The sequence below is a fragment of the Mycobacterium mantenii genome (genome assembly GCF_001667865.1).
In the GTDB taxonomy this organism is placed as follows: Bacteria; Actinomycetota; Actinomycetes; order Mycobacteriales; family Mycobacteriaceae; genus Mycobacterium; species Mycobacterium mantenii_A.
On sequence record NZ_LZJP01000042.1, the window covers coordinates 114,470 to 132,694 of the forward strand.

Below are 18,225 nucleotides of genomic sequence, written 5' to 3' on the forward strand. Positions count from 1 at the left end.
ATCAGCTTCCCAACTCGATCGGGGCACCCACCAGGGAGCCGTATTCCGTCCAACTGCCGTCGTAGTTCTTCACATTCCGATGCCCGAGCAATTCATAAAGAACGAACCAGGTGTGCGACGAACGCTCGCCGATGCGGCAGTAGGCGATCGTTTCCTTCTTGCCGTCCAGGCCGGCGTCGGCGTAGAGCTTGGCGAGCTCCTCGTCGGACTTGAAGGTGCCGTCCTCGTTGGCGGCCTTGCTCCACGGCACGTTGATGGCGCCGGGGATGTGGCCGGGTCGCTGGCTCTGCTCCTGCGGCAGGTGCGCCGGCGCCAGGATCTTGCCGGAGAACTCGTCGGGGGAGCGCACGTCAACCAGGTTCTTGACGTTGATGGCCGCGATGACGTCGTCGCGAAACGCCCGGATGCTGTTATCCGGTGCGGCGGCGGTGTACGACGTCGCCGGCCTGCTGACGGTGTCGCTGGACAGCGCGCGACCGTCGAGCTCCCATTTTTTGCGGCCGCCGTCGAGCAGCTTGACCTTGTCGTGGCCGTACAGCTTGAAATACCAGTACGCGTAGGCGGCGAACCAGTTGTTGTTCCCGCCGTAGAGGATCACGGTGTCGTCATTGGAGATGCCCCGCTCGCTGAGCAGTTTCGAGAACTGCTGGGCGTCGACGAAGTCGCGTTTGACCGGGTCCTGCAGGTCGGAACGCCAGTCCAGCTTGATTGCGCCCGGGATATGGGCGGCGTCGTAGGCGCTGGTGTCTTCGTCGACCTCGACGAAGACGACGCCCGAGGCGTCGAGATTGCTCTCAGCCCAGTCGGTGGAGACCAGGACGTCGGAGCGTGCCATGGAGTGGATCCTTTCGCTTTTGTTACAGCAGGTCAGGTGGTGCGCGCAGGGCGCCGGAAACGGGCCACCAGCGGGTAGAGCTGGCAACCCAGGCAGATGCCGAAGGCCGCGTTGAGAAACGCGGCCGCCAGGGCGGCCGCGGTGGCGATGACGCCGACCAGGACAGCGCCGGCGGCGAAGCCGGCGGCTCCCAGCACGGCGAAGATCAGGCCGACGAATTGGGCGAACTTGAGCGGTGCGGTCGGTTCGCGATCCCGCACCGGACCCAGCCGGGGCGCGACGGCGGTCGCGAATATCCGCCCGTACGGATGCTTGCGCGGGCCGCCGACCGCGCCGATGGCGAAGATGACGGCCTGCACGGCCAGGATCACTGTCGCGGCCGGCGGACTTGCGGCCGACACGACGAGGGCCAGCACCAAGACTGCGGTGGTGACCCAAGCGGCGAATCGTGGTCCACGCACGTCGACCAGGTCGGGCTGTGCGATGGTGTTGCTGCTTGGCAAGGTACTACTCCTCGATGCACTGTTTGCTGACGGAAACGACGAATGGAGACGTGCCACGGTCTGGATCCGGGGCCGCTCCGAGTGCTACGCGAAAGCGCGGCTACTCAGCAGCAACAGCAACAACAACAGCCCGCGGTGCGGCACAGGTCAACTGCGCGACGCTGGGTGAGCATGGGCTCGAGGCGGGCTGGCACGTCGGTGAGCTTACCCAATGACACCGCGGTCAAGCCAACAGCGGTTTCAGCGCGGACCGCAGGTCGGCCGCGCTGGGCACCCCGGAGGTGCGGTACCGCTGCCGACCGTCGAGGTCGAAGATCAACGTGGTGGGCAGGGACAGGACCGAATACCGGCGTGCGGTCTCCGGGTTGGCGTCGAGGTCGACCTCGACGTGGGCCACATCGCCCAAGGCGGCGCAGACCTGGTCGACGACCCGGCGGACCCGATCGCATGGCCCGCACCACGGGGCGCTGAAATGAACCACGGTCGGCCCGGTACGGGAAAGCCCCAGCGCCGCGATGTCGGCGCCGGTGTCTCGGTCCGGCCGCGAATCGATTTGCCGGATGCGTCCGGAGCGACGGGTCAGCACCCACCCGGCCAGGGTTGCGGCGACGAGCACCGCGCCGGTCACGACGATGACGGTCATGACTGCTTGAACGCCTCGAGGGTCACGGTTACTCCATGGGTGATGCCCTCGATGATCACGTCGGATCCCCGCGCCCCCTCGGTCGTCGGTGCGACACCGAACGGCAGCCGTTGGTTGGGCAGCCGCCCACTGAAGGCGTGCAGCACGGCGTCTTTCTTATCCGCCGGCACGGTCTGGTTGGCGGTGTCCGATCCGGTGAGGACGCCGGTCGGAGTGAAAACCAGCGTCGCCGGGTCGTCCGGGGCGATCGAGAGGTCAACCGAGACGCTGACCCGGCGATCGAAGTCCGCAGATCTGGGGGTCCCGGTGAACACCAGCCCGTGGCTGTCCGAGATGCCCGATGCGGTGACGCCCCCGGTGGAGGTGTTGGTCTCCTTGGGCGGTGCCTCGACCATCAGGTCGCTGATGCCCATGAACCTGCCCAGGTGCGTCGAGTCGATGATGATCCGGCTCTCCAGCCTGCCCACCGCGAGCTTTGCATCCGGGCTGATCAGCCACGATGCCTGGGCCAGGTCGACCGAGTACATCGTGGCCTCCAGGGTGGCCCGGCCGGTCATCGCGTGGTCGACGGCGTTGGCCTTGATCTCCACCTGGCTGTAGTTGCCCCGCATCGCCTGCGGAAGGAACGGAAAGGCCACGATGGCCACGAACGGGTCGGTGCCGAGCTTGGCCGCTTTCCGGACGCTGGACGACAGCCGGTATTCGGCATAGATGCTGGTCCCGTAGTCGAAACCAATCGCGCCCAGGGCCAGGACCGCAACCAGGATCGCCGTCGCGGTCACAGCAATCAGCACCTTGCGCACCCGCACATTGTGGCCTAACGCCCAGCAGTCCGTCGCCGCCGGATCGGTCGTGGCGGGGCTCACACTGGCCTGTCTGCCACGCGAAAAAACCAGGTGACACGTTATCGTTAGATGACCTGGTAACTAACGCTTAATGGCGTTGTGAATTTGGGAGATGGCGTTCCCCCGAGCTGGAGGGGCTAGTTGGAGCTACTACTGCTGACCTCGGAGCTTCATCCCGACCCGGTCTTGCCGTCGTTGTCCCTGCTTCCGCACACCGTCCGGACGGCGCCGCCAGAACCCGCTTCGCTGCTCGAGGCTGGGACCGCGGATGCGGTGATCGTCGACGCGCGCACAGATCTGTCGTCGGCGCGTGGCCTGTGCCGCCTGTTGAGCACGGCCGGCCGGTCGGTTCCGGTCCTGGCCGTGGTGAGCGAGGGCGGCTTGGTGGCCGTCAGCTCGGACTGGGGTCTGGACGAGATCCTGCTGCCCACGACCGGGCCCGCCGAGGTCGACGCCCGGCTGCGGCTGGTAGTCGGCCGTCGGGGCGGGCTGGCGGACCAGGAGAGTGCCGGCAAGGTGAGCCTGGGCGAGTTGGTGATCGACGAAGGCACCTACACCGCCCGGCTGCGGGGTCGCCCGCTGGATCTCACCTACAAAGAATTCGAATTGCTCAAATACCTGGCCCAGCATGCCGGGCGGGTCTTCACGCGCGCGCAGCTGCTGCACGAGGTGTGGGGGTACGACTTCTTCGGCGGCACCCGCACTGTCGACGTGCACGTGCGTCGTCTGCGGGCCAAGCTCGGTCCCGAGTACGAGGCGCTGATCGGCACCGTACGCAACGTCGGTTACAAGGCGGTGCGGCCCGCGCGCGGCCGCGCGCCGGTTGCCGAGCCCGACGACTCCGACGGCGTCGAATCCGAATCCGAATCCGAATCGCAGGACGTCCAAGATCCGCTGGTCGATCCGTTGCACACGCAGTGACTTCGCTTGACTGGCGCCGGACGCTGACCGTCGAACAGCAGCAGGGTGTACGCGAACTTGTCGGTGCGGCAACCGAATTCGATGGCGTAGCGCCCGTCGGCGAACAGGTGCTGCGCGAGCTCGGGCATGACCGCACCGAGCATCTGCTGATCACGAATTCTGCGTCCGGCGCCACGACGGCCACCGACGAACTCATCGGTTACCTCAATCTGAGCCCGCCGCGCGGCGGGGAGACCGGGATGGCCGAGCTCGTGGTGCACCCGCAGGCTCGTCGGCGTGGCATCGGGTCCACACTGGCGCGCGCCGCGTTGGCCAAAACCGGTGCAGGCAACCGATTCTGGGCGCACGGGACGCTCGAGCCGGCTCGCGCGACCGCGTCGGCGCTGGGCCTGGTCCCCGTGCGCGAACTCATGCAGATGCGACGCTCGCTGCGCGATCTGCCCGACACCGTGCCCGCGGTGCCCGGGGTGGAGATTCGTACCTACATGGGCACGGCCGACGACGCCGAGCTGCTACGGGTCAACAACGCCGCGTTCGCCCACCATCCCGAACAGGGCGGCTGGACGGACGTCGAACTGGCGGAGCGGCGCAACGAACCGTGGTTCGACCCGGCGGGCCTGTTTCTCGCGTTCGACGACTCCGGCGGCGATCAAGCCGGCACGCTGCTGGGTTTTCACTGGACCAAGGTGCACCTCGATCGGCCCGGCCTCGGCGAGGTGTACGTGGTGGGCGTCGATCCGTCCGCGCAGGGGCGTGGCCTGGGGCAGGCGTTGACCGCCGTCGGGATCGACTGGTTGGGGCGGCGTCTGGGTGGCCCGAAAAGTTCAGGCGAACCCACCGTGATGCTCTACGTGGAGTCCGACAACGTCGCCGCGGTGCGCACCTACCAGCGCTTGGGCTTTACCACCTACAGCGTCGACACCGCATATGCGGCTGTTCCCCGGGTTAACTGACCGCGGGTACGAGGTGTATTCACCCAGGTCGTTAATCTGGTGCTGGCCACAAAGACGTGGCTGTGGGCCGCGTCGGCGCATACTTTCGTCCGGACTTGGCAACCTCACATGAGGAGAGGCCGGCGGCGCCCACATGCGTTCGCGGCGCGTCAAGAAAGCGAGATCGGTGAGGCTCGACAGGCAGGGCAGGGCGCTAGCCGCCGTGGCGTTGGCAACAGCACTGGGTGCCGGCACGCTGACTGCCTGCGGTAGCGATGAGAACCGCCGCGGGTCCGCGCCGCCCAGCGTCTCCGCGGCGACCGGAACGGCGGGGTGTGGCGGCAAGGACAAGCTGACGGCGGAGGGTTCCACCGCCCAGGAGAACGCGATCACGGTGTTCAACCGGGTCTGGGGGCAGTACTGCCCGGGCAAGGCCCTGGCCTACAACCCGACCGGGTCGGGCGCCGGCCGCGAGCAATTCATCGCCGGACACGTCGATTTCGCCGGCGCGGACTCTCCCTTGGTCGCGGACCAGATCGGCCCCGCCGCCAAACGCTGCGACGGGAACCCGGCGTGGGACTTGCCGCTGGTCTTCGGGCCGATCGCGATCGCCTACAACCTGCCCGGAAATCCGGCCCTGGTGCTCAACAGCGATGCCCTGGCCAAGATCTTCAGCGGCAAGATAACCCGGTGGAACGACCCCATCCTGGCTGCCCTGAACCCGGGCGCGGCGCTACCCGACACCAAGATCACCCCGATCTACCGCACCGACTCGTCGGGAACCACCGACAACGTGCAGAAGTATCTGACCGCCGCCGCGCCGCAGAGCTGGGCCAAGGGAGTCGGCACGGAATTCCAGGGGGGCGTCGGCGAGGGCGCCGAGAAGTCGGCCGGCGTGGTTCAGGCGGTGCGCGCCACCCCGGGCAGCGTGGGCTACGTCGAGAAGGGCTTCGCCGATCAGGCCGGCATGCCTTACGCGAAGATCGCCACCCGCGGGGGCGTGGTTCCGCTGACCAACGAGACAGCCGGGAACGCCGTCAAGGCGGCCACATTCCTCGCCGAGGGCGACGACTTGGTGCTCGACCTCAAGGCCATGTACAGCTCCGAGGAGCCGGACGTCTACCCGTTGGTGCTGGTCACCTACGAGATCGTGTGCTCCAAGGGTTACGACGCGCAGACGTCGGCGGCCATCAAATCCTTCCTCGCCGTGGCCGCCAACAACGCGCAGGGCGAGCTTTCCTCGGCCGGCTACGTGCCGCTGCCCGATAAGGTCAGGGAGCGACTGGTCACCGCGATCGACGCGTTGCGGTAACCAATTGAATCGGGTGCCAAGGAGCGACAGCAGAACTGTGGCGGGATCCCAGTGACAACGCCGAATCCCACCGACGCGGGTTCGGGTGCGGTGGTCGCCGCGCCGTTCCCGGGGTCGCCGGCAACACCCACCAGCCCCTGGGGGCAGGGGCGACCGCATGTGGCGGACCGGGTATTTCGCTGGCTTGCGCAGTCGTCGGGAGTGTTCATCGTCGTGGTGATCGCCGCGATCGCGGCCTTCCTGCTGGGCCGCGCGATACCGGCGCTGCAGCGCAATCGCGAGAACTTCTTCAGCTACGGCGGCAACTGGGTCACCACCAACACCTCGGCGATGCACTTCGGGATTGCCAGCCTGCTGCCGGTCACCGTGTTCGTGTCGCTGTTCGCGTTGACGCTGGCTATGCCGGTCGCGCTGGGAGTGGCCGTCTTCATCACCCAGTACGCACCGCGGCGGGTGGCCACACCGCTGGCGTATTCGGTCGACCTGCTGGCCGCGGTCCCGTCGATCATCTACGGGGCGTGGGGCCTGTATGTGCTGGCTCCGCAGCTGCGCCCGGTCGCCAGCTGGCTCAACCGGTCCCTGGGCTGGTGTTTCCTGTTCGCCAGTGGCAACGCGTCTGCCGCCGGTGGCGGCACCATCTTCACCGGTGGGATCGTCCTGGCGGTGATGATTCTGCCGATCATCACCGCGGTCACCCGGGAAGTGTTCGTCCAGACACCGCAGGACCAGATCGAGGCCGTACTGGCGCTCGGTGCCACCCGTTGGGAGGTGGTCAAGACTGTCACGCTGCCGTTCGGCCGATCGGGATATGTCAGCGGCTCGATGCTGGGGCTGGGCCGCGCCCTGGGCGAGACGGTCGCGCTGCTGATCATCTTGCGGGGCACCCAATCGGCGTTCGGCTGGTCGCTGTTCGACGGCGGCTCGACCTTCGCTACCAAGATCGCCGGGGCCGCGGCGCAATTCGACGATCCATATCAGGCCGACGCGTACATCGCCGCCGGGCTGACGCTCTTCGTGGTCACCTTCGTGGTCGACGCCATGGCCCGGGGGGCCGTCGCCGGGACGGGCCGAAAGGGCGTCCGATGACGTCGATGCTGGACCGCCCACTCAAGTCGCGGACCTTCTCACCGCTCAGCCGCCGCCGCCGCGTCACGAATTGCGTTGCCACCGGACTGGTTTCGCTGTCGTTGCTGGTCGCTGTGACTCCGTTGGTGATGGTGCTGTGGTCGGTGGTCGCCAAGGGGTTCAAGGCGATCGCGTCGACCGTGTGGTGGTCGCACTCGCAGGCGGGAATGACGGCATTCGTGACCGGCGGCGGCGCCTACCACGCGTTGGTCGGCACCGTGCTGCAGGGGCTGGTATGCGCCGTCATCTCGATCCCGCTTGGCCTCATGGTCGCGATCTATCTGGTCGAATACGGTGGCGGCACCGCGTTGGGCAGGCTGGCCTCCTTCATGGTCGACATCCTGAGCGGAGTGCCATCGATCGTGGCGGCGCTGTTCATCTATGCGCTGTGCGTGGCCACGCTGGGTCTTCCCCGGTCGCAGTTCGCGGTGTCGCTGGCGCTGGTCTTGTTGATGCTGCCGGTGATAGTGCGCGCCACCGAGGAAATGCTACGGATCGTGCCGGTGGATCTTCGTGAGGCCAGTTACGCGCTGGGCATCACCAAGTGGAAGACCATCACCCGGGTGGTCATCCCCACCGGGCTATCCGGCATCGTCACCGGGATACTGCTGGCGATGGCCAGGGTGATGGGGGAGACGGCGCCGCTGCTGATCCTCGTCGGTTATGCACAGTCGATGAACTTTGACATCTTCAGCGGCTTCATGGGAACGCTACCTGGCATGATGTTCAATCAGACGTCGGCGGGCGCAAGCCTCAACCCCATCCCGACGGATCGGTTGTGGGGTGCCGCACTAACCCTGATCCTGGTGATCGCCACCATTAACATCGCGGCCCGAGTGATAACGAGATTCCTCGGCGCCAGGAAGTCATAGGCAGGAGCACTAAGTGGCCAAACGGTTGGACCTCAAGGCCGTCAACATCTATTACGGCGCGTTTCACGCGGTCGCGGATGTGACGCTGTCGGTTCTGCCCCGCAGTGTGACGGCGTTCATCGGTCCGTCGGGTTGCGGCAAGACAACGGTGCTGCGCACGCTCAACCGGATGCACGAGGTGGTGCCCGACGGACGCGTCGAGGGCAGCGTGCTCCTCGACGACGAAGACATCTACGGCCCCGGCGTCGACCCGGTCGGTGTTCGCCGGGCCATCGGGATGGTGTTCCAGCGCCCGAACCCGTTCCCCGCCATGTCGATTCGCGACAACGTGGTGGCCGGCCTGAAGCTGCAGGGCGTGCGCAACCGCAAGGTTCTCGACGAGACGGCCGAGTACTCGCTGCGCGGGGCAAACCTGTGGGATGAGGTCAAGGACCGGTTGGACCGGCCCGGTGGCGGACTGTCCGGCGGGCAGCAGCAGCGCCTGTGCATCGCGCGGGCCATCGCGGTGCAACCCGATGTGCTGCTCATGGATGAGCCGTGTTCAGCGCTGGACCCCATCTCGACGATGGCCATCGAAGAGCTGATCAGTGAATTGAAGCAGGACTACACCATCGTCATCGTCACCCACAACATGCAGCAGGCGGCCCGAGTCAGCGACTACACGGCGTTTTTCAACCTGGAGGCCGTCGGAAAACCGGGCCGGCTGATCGAGGTCGACGACACCGAGAAGATCTTTTCCAACCCGACTCAGAAGGCGACCGAGGACTACATTTCCGGCCGGTTCGGCTAGCCCCGGGGCCGCAGACGCGGTGATCCCTTACTGCGAAGCGGGTTTCGCGTCTTCCTCGGGCAGTTTGCCGGTCGCCTGGAAGATGACCCGCCGGGCCACCTCGACGGCGTGGTCGGCGAAGCGCTCGTAGAACCGGCCCAGCAGCGTCACGTCGACGGCGGCTGCCACGCCGTGCTTCCATTCCCGGTCCATCAGCACCGAGAACAGATGCCGGTGCAGATCGTCCATGGCGTCGTCTTCTTCGCGAATCCGGGCGGCCTTCTCCGGGTCGCGCGACAACACCACCTCTTGGGCGCTGTTGCCCAATTCGACTGCAATGCTGCCCATTTCGGCGAAGTAACCGTTGACCTCTTCGGGCAGTGCGTGCTGGGGGTGACGCCGTCGGGCGATCTTGGCGACGTGCAGCGCCAGCGCACCCATCCGGTCGATGTCTGCCACCATCTGGATGGCACTCACTATGGCCCGCAGGTCACCGGCCACCGGTGCCTGTAATGCCAGCAGTACGAAGGCGCTTTCCTCGGCGCGCGCGCTGAGCGCGGCGATGGCTTCGTGATCGGAGATGACTTGTTCGGCTAGCACCAAGTCGGCCTGCAGCAGAGCCTGGGTGGCCCGCTCCATGGCGATTCCCGCCAAGCCGCACATCTCGCCGAGACGCTCCGACAACTCCGAGAGCTGCTCGTGGTAGGCGGTCCGCATATCGTCAAGCCTACGGTCTTCCGGGCCTGAACGGGCGGCGGAACGCCGTCAAAAGGGGTTACTCGCAGGTGGTGTCGGCCGCGTTGGTGACGGTCAGGTCCTCGGGCAGCTTGGCCGGTGCGTTGCTCGAGCCGCGTTCGATCTGCAGGCTGATCGACGAGCCGCTGGGCGAGGGAGTGGTGACCGACTTGAAGTCGGGGCCCAAGACCACCTGCACGACCTGCCCGTAGCCGGAAACCCGCTGGACTTTCGCGTTGGCGAACGAGGACGCGACGGTGGCGGCGGCCTCTTCGTTGCCGGGCGAGAACAGCACGGTGGTCGCGCCCACCGAACTTGGGTAGTCGTCGGGTGACATCACGTTGAAGCCGTCTCCCTTCAGCTGGGTTGTCGCCGTGGCCGCCAGACCGCTCTGCGTGGTCGCGTTGGAAACCCGCACCGTCACCCCGCTGGGCGAGGTCGTGGTGACCTGCTCGTGTTGCGCTTCCGGCGCCGGCGCCGGCGACTTCTTCGTGGTGGGCGCCTTCGACGGGCCCTTCGTCGGAGACGTACTCAAATTCTGTGCGTTCTGGTCGTTTTCCTCGGGCAGCGGATCGTCGTTGATGACGGCATCGAACAGCGCCCGCATGTCGGCCATCCGCGGTGGCTCGTCACCGTTCTGGTCGGTCACCCCGGTGGGCACGGTGACGAACGTGACGTGCCCGGCCGCCATGCCCTGCAACGACTGACCGAGCTGAACCAGATCCTTGGACTTCACGTTGTCGACGACGGTGTCGCTGATGAACATGTTGACGACGTTGTTGAGCTTGTTGGGGTCCAGCAGCGTGTCTTCGGAGATCAACGACCGCAGCAGTGAGGACAAGAACAACTGCTGGCGTTTGATCCGGCCATAGTCGCCGTTGACCTCGGTGGTGACCTGGCGTGCCCGCACGTAGTTCAAGGCGGTGGGGCCGTCGAGGACCTGGCGTCCGCCGTGTTCGAGGACCGTGCCCAGCTCGTAGTCGTGCAGCGCCGTGCTCGAGCAGACCTCGACCCCGCCGAGCGCGTCGACCATCTTCGCGAAGCCGGAGAAGTCGACGGCGATGAACCGGTTGATGCTCAAGCCGGACAGCTTCTGGATTTCCTTGACCAGACACTTCGGGCCGCCGAACGCGAACGCCGAGTTCAGCTTGGTCTCGGTGTAGATCGTCTTCGGGCCGTAGGTCTTGGTCTTCGGGTCGTAGAGGGGCCCGTACTTGCCGGTTTGTGGGTTCCACGCTTCGCATTGCATCGGGGTGATCGCCAGGTCGCGGGGGAACGACACCGCCACCACGCGTTTGCGGTTCGCCGGGATGTTGACCAGCATGACCGTGTCCGAGCGTTCTCCGTCGGCGTCGTCGGTGGTACCGGCACCCATATTGGCGTTGTCGCCCAGGCGCGAGTCGAGACCGACGATCAAGAAGTCCTCGTCGCCGTTCTGTCCACTCGGGTCGCGGATGTCGCTGGAGTTCTGGTCCAGCGCGCTGATCGTATTCAGCCGGGCGTTTTTCGACGTACTCCATTGCCACGCCCCGCCGGTCATGGCCAGGGCCAGCACGGCAGCCAGGGCCGCGGTCGACCGCGCGGCCACCAGCAGCGGACGGCGCCGGCGGTGGGGCTTGTCCGCGGCGGTGTCGACGGGGTCGTGGTCCGGGTCGTCGTCGTTCGGATAGTCGGCGGCCTCGAGGGCGCGAAGCTCGGCGACGGCGTCCAGGGAGTAGGCCAGGTCGTCGATCACCTGTGTTTTCTGCAGCTCGATCGGCAAGGCCCGCTGCTCCCCGGCCGGCTCGACGCCCGAACGGTCGGCCTCGAACGGCTCGTCCGCCGGCTCCTCGGGCGCGGCGCGGTGGTGAACGGGCCGGGCGGGGGCACCGATTTTGGCGATCAGATCGGCGACGCTGACGCCCCCGCCAGTGTGAGATCCGCCCTGTTCGGTCTCGTCCTGGTATGGCTCTACGGGCTCGATGCGCTCGATCGGGGCCTCGGGCTGCCATCGGTGCAGGCCGTCATCGGCGGGCGGTTCGAAGAATCGCTCCCAGGGCGCCGCGCCCAACGGCGCGGGATTCGCCACGATCGGGTGTGCGTGCGCCCCGCCCGGGCGGTGCCGACCATTACGAGTGGCGTCGCTCTCGGCGTCACTCATGTCCTACCGGCCTCCGAAGCTCTGCTGCAGACGTCAGCGTGTCCGTGCGTAATCTCAGCGCAACGCTGCGTTGTGGGCGCTGCGGCCCGTGCCAACCAGTTCTCATCACCCCCGTGCAGCGGCACCGAACCCATCCGCTACCCGAGCGCATGCAACAAAGCCCACATCGTACTGAGTTATCGGTCCGGACGCGATCTCGAGGTGGTCGGCTCAGCCCCCGGAGTGCATGACGTCGGCGCCCGCGGGCACCGTGCAGTCGTCGGGATCGGTCAGCCACCCCTCCGGCAGCACCACCCGCGCCGGGGAACCCTGCCGGCCGCGAGGGCCCGTCGCCTCGTCCGGGAACGGCACGGCGCCGTCCAGTCGGTCGAGCAGGGAGTCAAGCTCGTCGAGCGTCTTGACCATCGCCAGAGCCCGGCGCAGCTCGGAACCGGCCGGAAAGCCGTGCAGGTACCAGCCGACGTGCTTGCGGATGTCGCGCATGCCCTTGTCCTCGCCGAAGTGCGCGGCCAGCAGCTGCCCGTGCCGGCGGACGATGTCGGCGACCTCGCCCAGCGTGGGCGGCGTGGGGGGCGGGCTACCGGTGAATGCGGCCGACAGCTCGGCGAAGAGCCAGGGCCGCCCCAGGCAGCCGCGGCCGATGACGACTCCGTCGCATCCGGTGGTGGCCATCATCGTCAGCGCGTCGCTGGCGTCGTAGATGTCGCCGTTGCCGAGCACCGGGATCGACTGCACATGCTCTTTGAGCCGGGCGATCTCTTTCCAGTCCGCGGTGCCGGAGTAGCGCTGTGCCGCCGTCCGGGCATGCAGCGCGACGGCCGCGGCTCCCTCGTCCTCGGCGATGCGGCCGGCATCGAGATGCGTGTGGTGCTCGTCATCGATGCCGATGCGGAACTTGACGGTCACCGGTATCTGTGTGCCCTCGGTGCCACGTACCGCCGCGGCGACGATCTGCCCGAACAGCCGCCGCTTGTAGGGCAGCGCCGATCCGCCGCCGCGCTTGGTCACCTTGGGCACCGGGCAGCCGAAATTCATGTCGATGTGATCGGCCAAGCCCTCGTCGGCGATCATCTTGGCGGCCGCGTAGGTGGTCGCGGGGTCCACGGTGTAAAGCTGCAGCGAGCGCGGCGACTCGTCGGGCGCGAACGTGGTCATGTGCATCGTGGCCGGATGGCGCTCGACAAGCGCACGCGCCGTGACCATTTCGCAGACGTACAGCCCGCTGACGGTGCCGACCTTGGCTTGCTCCAGTTCGCGGCACAGCGTCCGGAAAGCGACGTTGGTCACGCCCGCCATCGGTGCCAGAACCACCGGGCTGGCGAGCGCGATGGAACCGATGCGCACCGCTTGGCTACCGCCGGCTCATGGTCAGCGTGCCCGCGGTCTTGTGCAGCTCGGCGGCGGTGGTCCTCTTGCCGGTGCGGGCTTCCCGCTCGAGCTGGCGCCGCTTCGAGATCTCGAACTTCTCGCAGGTTTGCTCGAGTTCCTTGATCAGCACACCGAGGTCGTCGCGCATCGCGGCGGCGTCGCCGGTGAAGTCCTCGCGCTCGAAGATGCGCCATTTCCTCAGCACCGGCATGACCACCTCATCGAGGTGGATGCGCGGGTCGTACACGCCGCCCACGGCGATGGCGACGGCCTTGCGGCGGAACTCGGGTACCTGGTAGCCGGGCATCTGGAAGTTGCGCAGCACCTTGTGCAGCGACCTCATCGCCTGGTTCGGGGAAGCCTCGAAACCGGCCTCGCTGACATCCCGGTAGAAGATCATGTGCAGGTTCTCATCGGCCGAGATCTTGGCCAGCAACTGGTCGGCGATGGTCTCGTTGCACGCCTTGCCCGTATTGCGGTGCGAAATCCGCGTCGCCAGCTCCTGGAACGTCACGTAGATGACCGAGTCGAACAGGCTCTCGGCGAACAGATCGGCTCGGATCTGCTGGTTCTGGCCCGGGCTGAAGCCGCGGTTCACCACCTCGATGCGCAGCTTCTCCAGCTCGATCGGGTCGACCGCGCGGGTCACCACCAGGTAGTCGCGCAGCGCGATGCCGTGCCGGTTCTCCTCGGCGGTCCACCGGTTGACCCACTGGCCCCACGCGTTGTCCATGCCGAAGTTCATCGCGATTTCGCGGTGATACGACGGCAGGTTGTCTTCGGTCATCAGGTTTTGCACCATCGCCACCTGGGCGACGTCAGAGAGTTGGGACTGACCGGGCTCCCAGTCCTGCCCACCGAGCGCGTAGTAGTTCTTTCCGTCCGACCACGGGATGTAGTCGTGCGGGTTCCAGTTTTTGTGCATGCTCTCGTGCCGGTTCAGGTATTTCTCGACGAACGGCTCGAGCTCGTGCAGCAGCTGTAGGTTTGTCAGCTCGGCTGACATAGGTCCTCCAGTTATCTGTGTCGATGGGTAGCAGTCAATATATCTGTGTACTTCAGTAGCATCAAGTTCCCCACCCGGTGCGCCACGTGACGGTTTGATGCCGATTCAAGCTCGCACAGTCACTACGTCTAGTTGTACGACTTGCCGATGCAACGCGAAAGAAAACGCGCGTTACTGCGAATTGCCGAGCTCGGCGGCCGGGACGTACGGCGCGGCCGTGATGTACAGCATGTTGACGCAGTAGTCGATGAATTGTTTGCGAGTGGCGCCCAGCTGACCGTGTAGATAGGCGGTGAACAGGCTCGACAGCCCGCCGACCAGGCTGGTGGCGATCATCTTCTGCAGCACGGCGTCGCCGATCCGGGATAGCTTGCGCTGCAACAGGTCGATGAAATTGGGCATCCATTCCGCGCCGGAGCGGGTCAGAACCGGTTCCACCGCCGGCGCCAGCAACAGCACGCGACCGCGGACCGGGTCGTCGACCATCAGCTCGACGAATCGCTCGACGGCCTCCCGCGGGGTCGTCGCCGACGTCAGGGTGGTCATCGCGCGCGTGCAGACATCGTCGTACACCGCGCGCACGAATTCGTCACGGTCGGCAAAGCTTTCGTAGAAATAGCGTTCGGTCAGCGCGGCCTTCCGGCAGACCGCGCGCACGGTCAGCGCCGGGCCGCCCGGACTGCCGAGCAACTGCACGCCGGCGCCTATGAGGTTGTCACGGCGAAGCGCGAGGCGACTCTCCAAGGGGACGCCGGTCCAGCGTCCCCGTCGTTGACCCGTCTGCACATCGCTCCTAAGCTCTAAAGTGACAACGGTTGTAGTCAAAATTCACGATACCTACAGGAATCCAATAGTGACTCAAGATACGTCCGCATCGCGCCCTCTGACCAGCGACGTAGCAGACGGCGATGCCGTCGCCACCGCTGAGCAGTCGGTTTCGGCCGGGCCGACCGACGCCTCCGACGGTGTCGCGGGCGGCTGCCCGGTGTCCCCGGCGGGGTACGACGCGCCCCCGGCACCGCTGGGGCCCGATTCGCTGACCTGGCGGTACTTCGGGGACTGGCGGGGCATGCTCCAGGGCCCGTGGGCGGGATCGATGCAGAACATGCATCCGCAGCTGGGTGCGGCGGTCATCGATCACTCCACGTTCTTCCGCGAGCGCTGGCCGCGTCTGCTGCGCTCGTTGTATCCCATCGGCGGAGTCGTCTTCGACGGTGAACGCGCGCCGGTCACCGGTGCCGAGGTCCGCGACTACCACACCGACATCAAGGGTGTCGACGACCAGGGCCGGCGCTACCACGCGCTGAACCCCGACGTCTTCTACTGGGCGCACTCCACCTTCTTTATGGGCACCATTCACGTGGCCGAACGGTTCTGCGGCGGGATCACCGAGGAGCAGAAGCGCCAGCTGTTCGCCGAACATGTCGAGTGGTACCGCATGTATGGCATGAGCATGCGGCCGGTGCCGGGTTCCTGGGAGGAATTCCAGGCCTACTGGGACCACATGTGCCGCAATGTGCTGGAGAACAATTGGGCGGCGCGGGCCGTCCTGGACCTGACCGAGCTACCGAAACCCCCATTCGCGCAATGGATTCCGGATTTCCTGTGGGCCGCGCAGCGCAAGCTGCTGGCGCCGTTTTTCGTCTGGGTGACGGTCGGCCTGTACGACCCACCGGTGCGGGAGCTGATGGGCTACCGGTGGTCACGGCGCGACGAGTGGCTGCACCGGCGCTTCGGTGATGTCGTTCGTGGCGTGTTCGCCCTGGTGCCCAGCAGGTTCCGCAAGCACCCGCGGGCCCGGGCCGGCTTGGACCGCGCCAGCGGGCGGATCCCCCTCGACACGCCGTTGGTGCAAACCCCGGCGCGCAACCTGCCGCCCGAAGACGAGCGCGGCGACCCCAAGCATTACTGCCCGATGGTGCCCTGAGCCGCGCCGGCACTGTGCGCGCTATGCGTGGGGGTGTCCGTGAACGTCCTCAAGGCCCGCCTGGTGCACGTGCTGGTGGGTGTGTTCGGTGCCGTCGGCGTGAGCGTGCGAGTGTTCGTGCTCGACGTGGTCATGTTCGTGGCTCGTGTGCGCGTGGGCGTGCGTCACGTCCCCGTGCCGGTGTTCGTGCGCGTGCGGCGCGTCGTGGGTGTGCTGTTCGTTCACCGGTGTTCTCTCCTCGGGTGAAATGCCGTGTGGCTGCTGGCCCGCGGCGGTCTCCGGCCTTTGCCGCTATCTGCATGTATACGCAAATACTAGTGAAGGCCGCTACCGCTGCCAAGGACGCGGTTCAGGCCGACGGGACGACCGTCGACCGGCGGCCGCCGTTGCGCTCGTTCCAGAGTCGATAAACCTCCACGGCGTCGTCTCTGGAGTCGTAGCGCATGGGCAGTCGTCGCTGGTTCCATTCCTTGCCGAATTCGTCGTAGAACGTGGACACCTCGAAGTATTTGCGGTCATCGAGGTAGTACTGCTCGTAGCTGTCCCGGGTGGTCAGGAAAACGACCTCCCTGGGCGAGCAGTAATACAGCGAGCCCAGGCACATCGGGCACGGATGGGCCAGCACGTAGATGGTGGCGTCGACGAGGTGCTCGGTGCCCAGCTTGATGCAGGCCTCGCGGATCGCCAGGATTTCGGCGTGGGCGGTGGGATCGTTGGTCTGGGCAACCTTGTTGGCGCTCTCGGCGAGCACCGTGCCGTCCTGGACGATCACCGTCGCGAACGGGTGGCCGCCCTCGGTCACATTGCGGCGAGCCAGGTCGATCGTCCGCTGTGCGAAATCGGTCACGGGTCCTCCGGCGTGAACGGGAGCAGATACGTCGGAGAGTAGTCCCGCGGGCCGGGCTGCGGCCTGTGATACTAACTAGATTGTCTATGTTTTTTCGGACCCGGTTGAAGGGGGCACCATGGCGCGCACCGAACGTGATCGTTGGGATCTTGCGACGAGTGTCGGGGCGACGGCGACCATGGTGGCCGCCCAGCGGGCCCTGTCTTCGGACGCGAAGTTGATCGACGACCCCTATGCGGCGCCGCTGGTGCGGGCGGTCGGGATCGACGTCTACGTCCGGCTGGTGAACGGCGAAATCGGGGCCGGCCCGAACACGGAGTTCGATCCGCAGCGCATGGCGCAGGGGATGGCCTGCCGGACGCGGTTCTACGACCAATTCTTTCTGGACGCGACCCGCAGCGGCATCGGTCAGGTGGTGATCCTTGCATCGGGCCTCGATTCCCGCGCTTACCGGCTGCCGTGGCCGGAGGGAACGGTCGTCTACGAGGTCGACATGCCGGAGGTGATCGAATTCAAGACCCTGACGCTGGGCGACCTGGGGGCCGAGCCGACCGCCGAGCGGCGCACCGTCGCCATCGACCTGCGCGACGACTGGGCCTCGGCCCTGCAGGCGGCCGGATTCGACCCGCAGGCCCCCTCGGCGTGGAGCGCGGAAGGCCTGGTGGTCTATCTGCCGGACGAAGCCCAGGACGCGCTGTTCGACAACATCACGACGCTGAGTGCTCCCGGCAGCCGTCTCGCCTTCGAATTCGTCCCTGACACTGCCGTTTTCACCGACCCGCGGTGGCGCGCCCATCACGACCGGATGAGCGAGTTGGGCTTCGAGATCGACTTCAACGATCTCGTCTACCACGGGCAGCGCAGCCACATCGTCGACCACTTGAGTCAACGCGGTTGGCAGACCTCGTCGAAAACCATTGCGGAGTTGCATGCGGCCAACGGGTTTGTCTACGCCGACGATGACGTCGCCGCGGCGTTCGCCGACGTCACCTACAGCAGCGCGGTGCTCGGGCGATGAGCCGTGACCGGAGTGCCCACGGCCTGGGCCGTGCGCGGTGTGGTGCCCCCACTAGGACTCGAACCTAGGACCTGCGGATTAAAAGTCCGTAGCTCTACCAACTGAGCTATAGGGGCCGCGGAGATTCAGGATACTTGGGCCGAAAACGCGGCTCGTTTGAGGATTGGGCACACCGTGACCTAAGCTGACGTGGCTCCCAACGAAACCACGTTGCGAGTACCCCGGAGTGATTCGGTTCTGGCCCCCATCGTCTAGTGGCCTAGGACGCCGCCCTTTCACGGCGGTAGCACGGGTTCGAATCCCGTTGGGGGTACGCGACGCGGTGACGCGGAGCAGCAGCAAGGCCCTGTGGCGCAGTTGGTTAGCGCGCCGCCCTGTCACGGCGGAGGTCGCGGGTTCGAGTCCCGTCAGGGTCGCCAAGCGCGGC

General features: G+C 66.5%; 20 protein-coding genes and 3 tRNA genes. 10 read left to right on the forward strand and 13 right to left on the reverse strand.

Going from position 1 to position 18,225, the window contains the following annotated elements; translation table 11 throughout:
- Position 1: 1 nt before the first annotated feature.
- The 5 genes from A5688_RS07020 to lmeA form a co-directional block, all read right to left on the reverse strand.
- Entirely contained in the window at positions 2–835 is an 834-nt protein-coding gene (locus A5688_RS07020; RefSeq protein WP_067909988.1) for a sulfurtransferase, read from the reverse strand.
- A gap of 32 nt (positions 836–867) precedes the next feature.
- On the reverse strand, positions 868–1,338 hold the full coding sequence (locus A5688_RS07025) for a DUF4395 domain-containing protein (protein WP_067909986.1): 471 nt from the start codon (positions 1,336–1,338) through the stop codon (positions 868–870).
- Positions 1,339–1,442: 104 nt separating this feature from the next.
- Positions 1,443–1,556 carry an Ms5788A family Cys-rich leader peptide gene (locus tag A5688_RS28525; RefSeq protein ID WP_431768038.1) on the reverse strand — a complete coding sequence of 38 codons (114 nt, stop codon included), beginning with the start codon at positions 1,554–1,556 and terminating at the stop codon, positions 1,443–1,445.
- 5 nt (positions 1,557–1,561) lie between these two features.
- Positions 1,562–1,981: a thioredoxin family protein gene (locus A5688_RS07030; RefSeq protein ID WP_067909984.1), complete on the reverse strand. Its 420-nt coding sequence runs from the start codon at positions 1,979–1,981 to the stop codon at positions 1,562–1,564.
- Complete coding sequence (gene lmeA / locus A5688_RS07035; protein WP_067829334.1) at positions 1,978–2,790, reverse strand: mannan chain length control protein LmeA; 813 nt, start codon at positions 2,788–2,790, stop codon at positions 1,978–1,980. The genes A5688_RS07030 and lmeA overlap by 4 nt, the downstream gene beginning before the upstream one ends.
- Positions 2,791–2,967: 177 nt before the next feature.
- On the opposite strand from lmeA, the gene A5688_RS07040 reads away from it, so the two are divergent.
- The 6 genes from A5688_RS07040 to pstB all read left to right on the forward strand — a co-directional run bounded on the left by A5688_RS07040 (position 2,968) and on the right by pstB (position 8,778).
- On the forward strand, positions 2,968–3,747 hold the full coding sequence (locus A5688_RS07040; RefSeq protein WP_067829331.1) for a winged helix-turn-helix transcriptional regulator: 780 nt from the start codon (positions 2,968–2,970) through the stop codon (positions 3,745–3,747).
- Complete coding sequence (mshD, locus tag A5688_RS07045) at positions 3,744–4,700, forward strand: mycothiol synthase (protein WP_067909981.1); 957 nt, start codon at positions 3,744–3,746, stop codon at positions 4,698–4,700. The genes A5688_RS07040 and mshD overlap by 4 nt, the downstream gene beginning before the upstream one ends.
- Positions 4,701–4,866: 166 nt before the next feature.
- The gene (gene pstS, locus A5688_RS07050; RefSeq protein ID WP_067829326.1) at positions 4,867–5,991 is read left to right on the forward strand and encodes a phosphate ABC transporter substrate-binding protein PstS; all 1,125 of its coding nucleotides are present in this window, start codon (positions 4,867–4,869) and stop codon (positions 5,989–5,991) included.
- A gap of 51 nt (positions 5,992–6,042) precedes the next feature.
- The gene (gene pstC, locus A5688_RS07055) at positions 6,043–7,077 is read left to right on the forward strand and encodes a phosphate ABC transporter permease subunit PstC (RefSeq protein WP_067909979.1); all 1,035 of its coding nucleotides are present in this window, start codon (positions 6,043–6,045) and stop codon (positions 7,075–7,077) included.
- Positions 7,074–7,988: a phosphate ABC transporter permease PstA gene (pstA, locus tag A5688_RS07060; protein ID WP_067829320.1), complete on the forward strand. Its 915-nt coding sequence runs from the start codon at positions 7,074–7,076 to the stop codon at positions 7,986–7,988. Before pstC ends, pstA begins: the two co-directional genes overlap by 4 nt.
- Positions 7,989–8,001: 13 nt before the next feature.
- Positions 8,002–8,778 (forward strand): phosphate ABC transporter ATP-binding protein PstB, encoded by a 777-nt coding sequence (pstB, locus tag A5688_RS07065; protein WP_067829316.1) that lies wholly within the window; start codon positions 8,002–8,004, stop codon positions 8,776–8,778.
- Positions 8,779–8,805: 27 nt separating this feature from the next.
- Here the strand turns inward: pstB and phoU are convergent, their stop codons facing one another.
- The 5 genes from phoU to A5688_RS07090 all read right to left on the reverse strand — a co-directional run bounded on the left by phoU (position 8,806) and on the right by A5688_RS07090 (position 14,792).
- Positions 8,806–9,474, reverse strand: coding sequence for a phosphate signaling complex protein PhoU (gene phoU / locus A5688_RS07070; RefSeq protein ID WP_067829313.1), 669 nt, complete (start codon positions 9,472–9,474; stop codon positions 8,806–8,808).
- Positions 9,475–9,532: 58 nt separating this feature from the next.
- On the reverse strand, positions 9,533–11,632 hold the full coding sequence (locus A5688_RS07075; protein WP_067829310.1) for an LCP family protein: 2,100 nt from the start codon (positions 11,630–11,632) through the stop codon (positions 9,533–9,535).
- A 210-nt stretch (positions 11,633–11,842) separates the two neighbouring features.
- Positions 11,843–12,976 (reverse strand): tRNA dihydrouridine synthase DusB, encoded by a 1,134-nt coding sequence (dusB, locus tag A5688_RS07080; RefSeq protein ID WP_067909975.1) that lies wholly within the window; start codon positions 12,974–12,976, stop codon positions 11,843–11,845.
- Positions 12,977–12,983: 7 nt separating this feature from the next.
- Positions 12,984–14,006, reverse strand: coding sequence for an acyl-ACP desaturase (locus tag A5688_RS07085; RefSeq protein ID WP_067829304.1), 1,023 nt, complete (start codon positions 14,004–14,006; stop codon positions 12,984–12,986).
- Positions 14,007–14,177: 171 nt separating this feature from the next.
- Positions 14,178–14,792: a TetR/AcrR family transcriptional regulator gene (locus A5688_RS07090; protein ID WP_120312492.1), complete on the reverse strand. Its 615-nt coding sequence runs from the start codon at positions 14,790–14,792 to the stop codon at positions 14,178–14,180.
- Positions 14,793–14,859: 67 nt separating this feature from the next.
- Between A5688_RS07090 and A5688_RS07095 the strand changes: the two genes are divergently transcribed.
- Positions 14,860–15,933 carry an oxygenase MpaB family protein gene (locus A5688_RS07095; protein ID WP_067829297.1) on the forward strand — a complete coding sequence of 358 codons (1,074 nt, stop codon included), beginning with the start codon at positions 14,860–14,862 and terminating at the stop codon, positions 15,931–15,933.
- Between the two features lie 21 nt (positions 15,934–15,954).
- Here A5688_RS07095 and A5688_RS26745 read toward each other — a convergent pair whose 3' ends face one another.
- Positions 15,955–16,158, reverse strand: coding sequence for a zinc transporter Slc39a7 (locus tag A5688_RS26745; RefSeq protein WP_082951068.1), 204 nt, complete (start codon positions 16,156–16,158; stop codon positions 15,955–15,957).
- 124 nt (positions 16,159–16,282) lie between these two features.
- Positions 16,283–16,780, reverse strand: a complete 498-nt coding sequence (locus A5688_RS07105) for a nucleoside deaminase (protein WP_067909968.1) — start codon at positions 16,778–16,780, stop codon at positions 16,283–16,285.
- 118 nt (positions 16,781–16,898) lie between these two features.
- Between A5688_RS07105 and A5688_RS07110 the strand changes: the two genes are divergently transcribed.
- Positions 16,899–17,798, forward strand: a complete 900-nt coding sequence (locus tag A5688_RS07110) for a class I SAM-dependent methyltransferase (protein WP_067829289.1) — start codon at positions 16,899–16,901, stop codon at positions 17,796–17,798.
- Positions 17,799–17,838: 40 nt separating this feature from the next.
- Here A5688_RS07110 and A5688_RS07115 read toward each other — a convergent pair.
- Positions 17,839–17,914: transfer RNA gene (locus A5688_RS07115), tRNA-Lys, on the reverse strand.
- Between the two features lie 124 nt (positions 17,915–18,038).
- Here A5688_RS07115 and A5688_RS07120 point away from each other — a divergent pair.
- Both A5688_RS07120 and A5688_RS07125 read left to right on the forward strand, forming a co-directional pair.
- A tRNA-Glu gene (locus A5688_RS07120) sits at positions 18,039–18,111 on the forward strand.
- A gap of 29 nt (positions 18,112–18,140) precedes the next feature.
- Positions 18,141–18,217, forward strand: a tRNA-Asp gene (locus tag A5688_RS07125).
- Positions 18,218–18,225 lie beyond the last annotated feature (8 nt).

Bases quoted from the DNA above. Each gene is read 5' to 3' on its own strand.
- phoU (WP_067829313.1), bottom strand. From the start codon at position 9,474: ATGCGGACCGCCTACCACGAGCAGCTCTCGGAGTTGTCGGAGCGTCTC.
- A5688_RS07020 (WP_067909988.1), bottom strand. From the start codon at position 835: ATGGCACGCTCCGACGTCCTGGTCTCCACCGACTGGGCTGAGAGCAAT.
- A5688_RS07075 (WP_067829310.1), bottom strand. From the start codon at position 11,632: ATGAGTGACGCCGAGAGCGACGCCACTCGTAATGGTCGGCACCGCCCG.
- A5688_RS07085 (WP_067829304.1), bottom strand. From the start codon at position 14,006: ATGTCAGCCGAGCTGACAAACCTACAGCTGCTGCACGAGCTCGAGCCG.
- A5688_RS07030 (WP_067909984.1), bottom strand. From the start codon at position 1,981: ATGACCGTCATCGTCGTGACCGGCGCGGTGCTCGTCGCCGCAACCCTG.
- pstA (WP_067829320.1), top strand. From the start codon at position 7,074: ATGACGTCGATGCTGGACCGCCCACTCAAGTCGCGGACCTTCTCACCG.
- A5688_RS07110 (WP_067829289.1), top strand. From the start codon at position 16,899: ATGGCGCGCACCGAACGTGATCGTTGGGATCTTGCGACGAGTGTCGGG.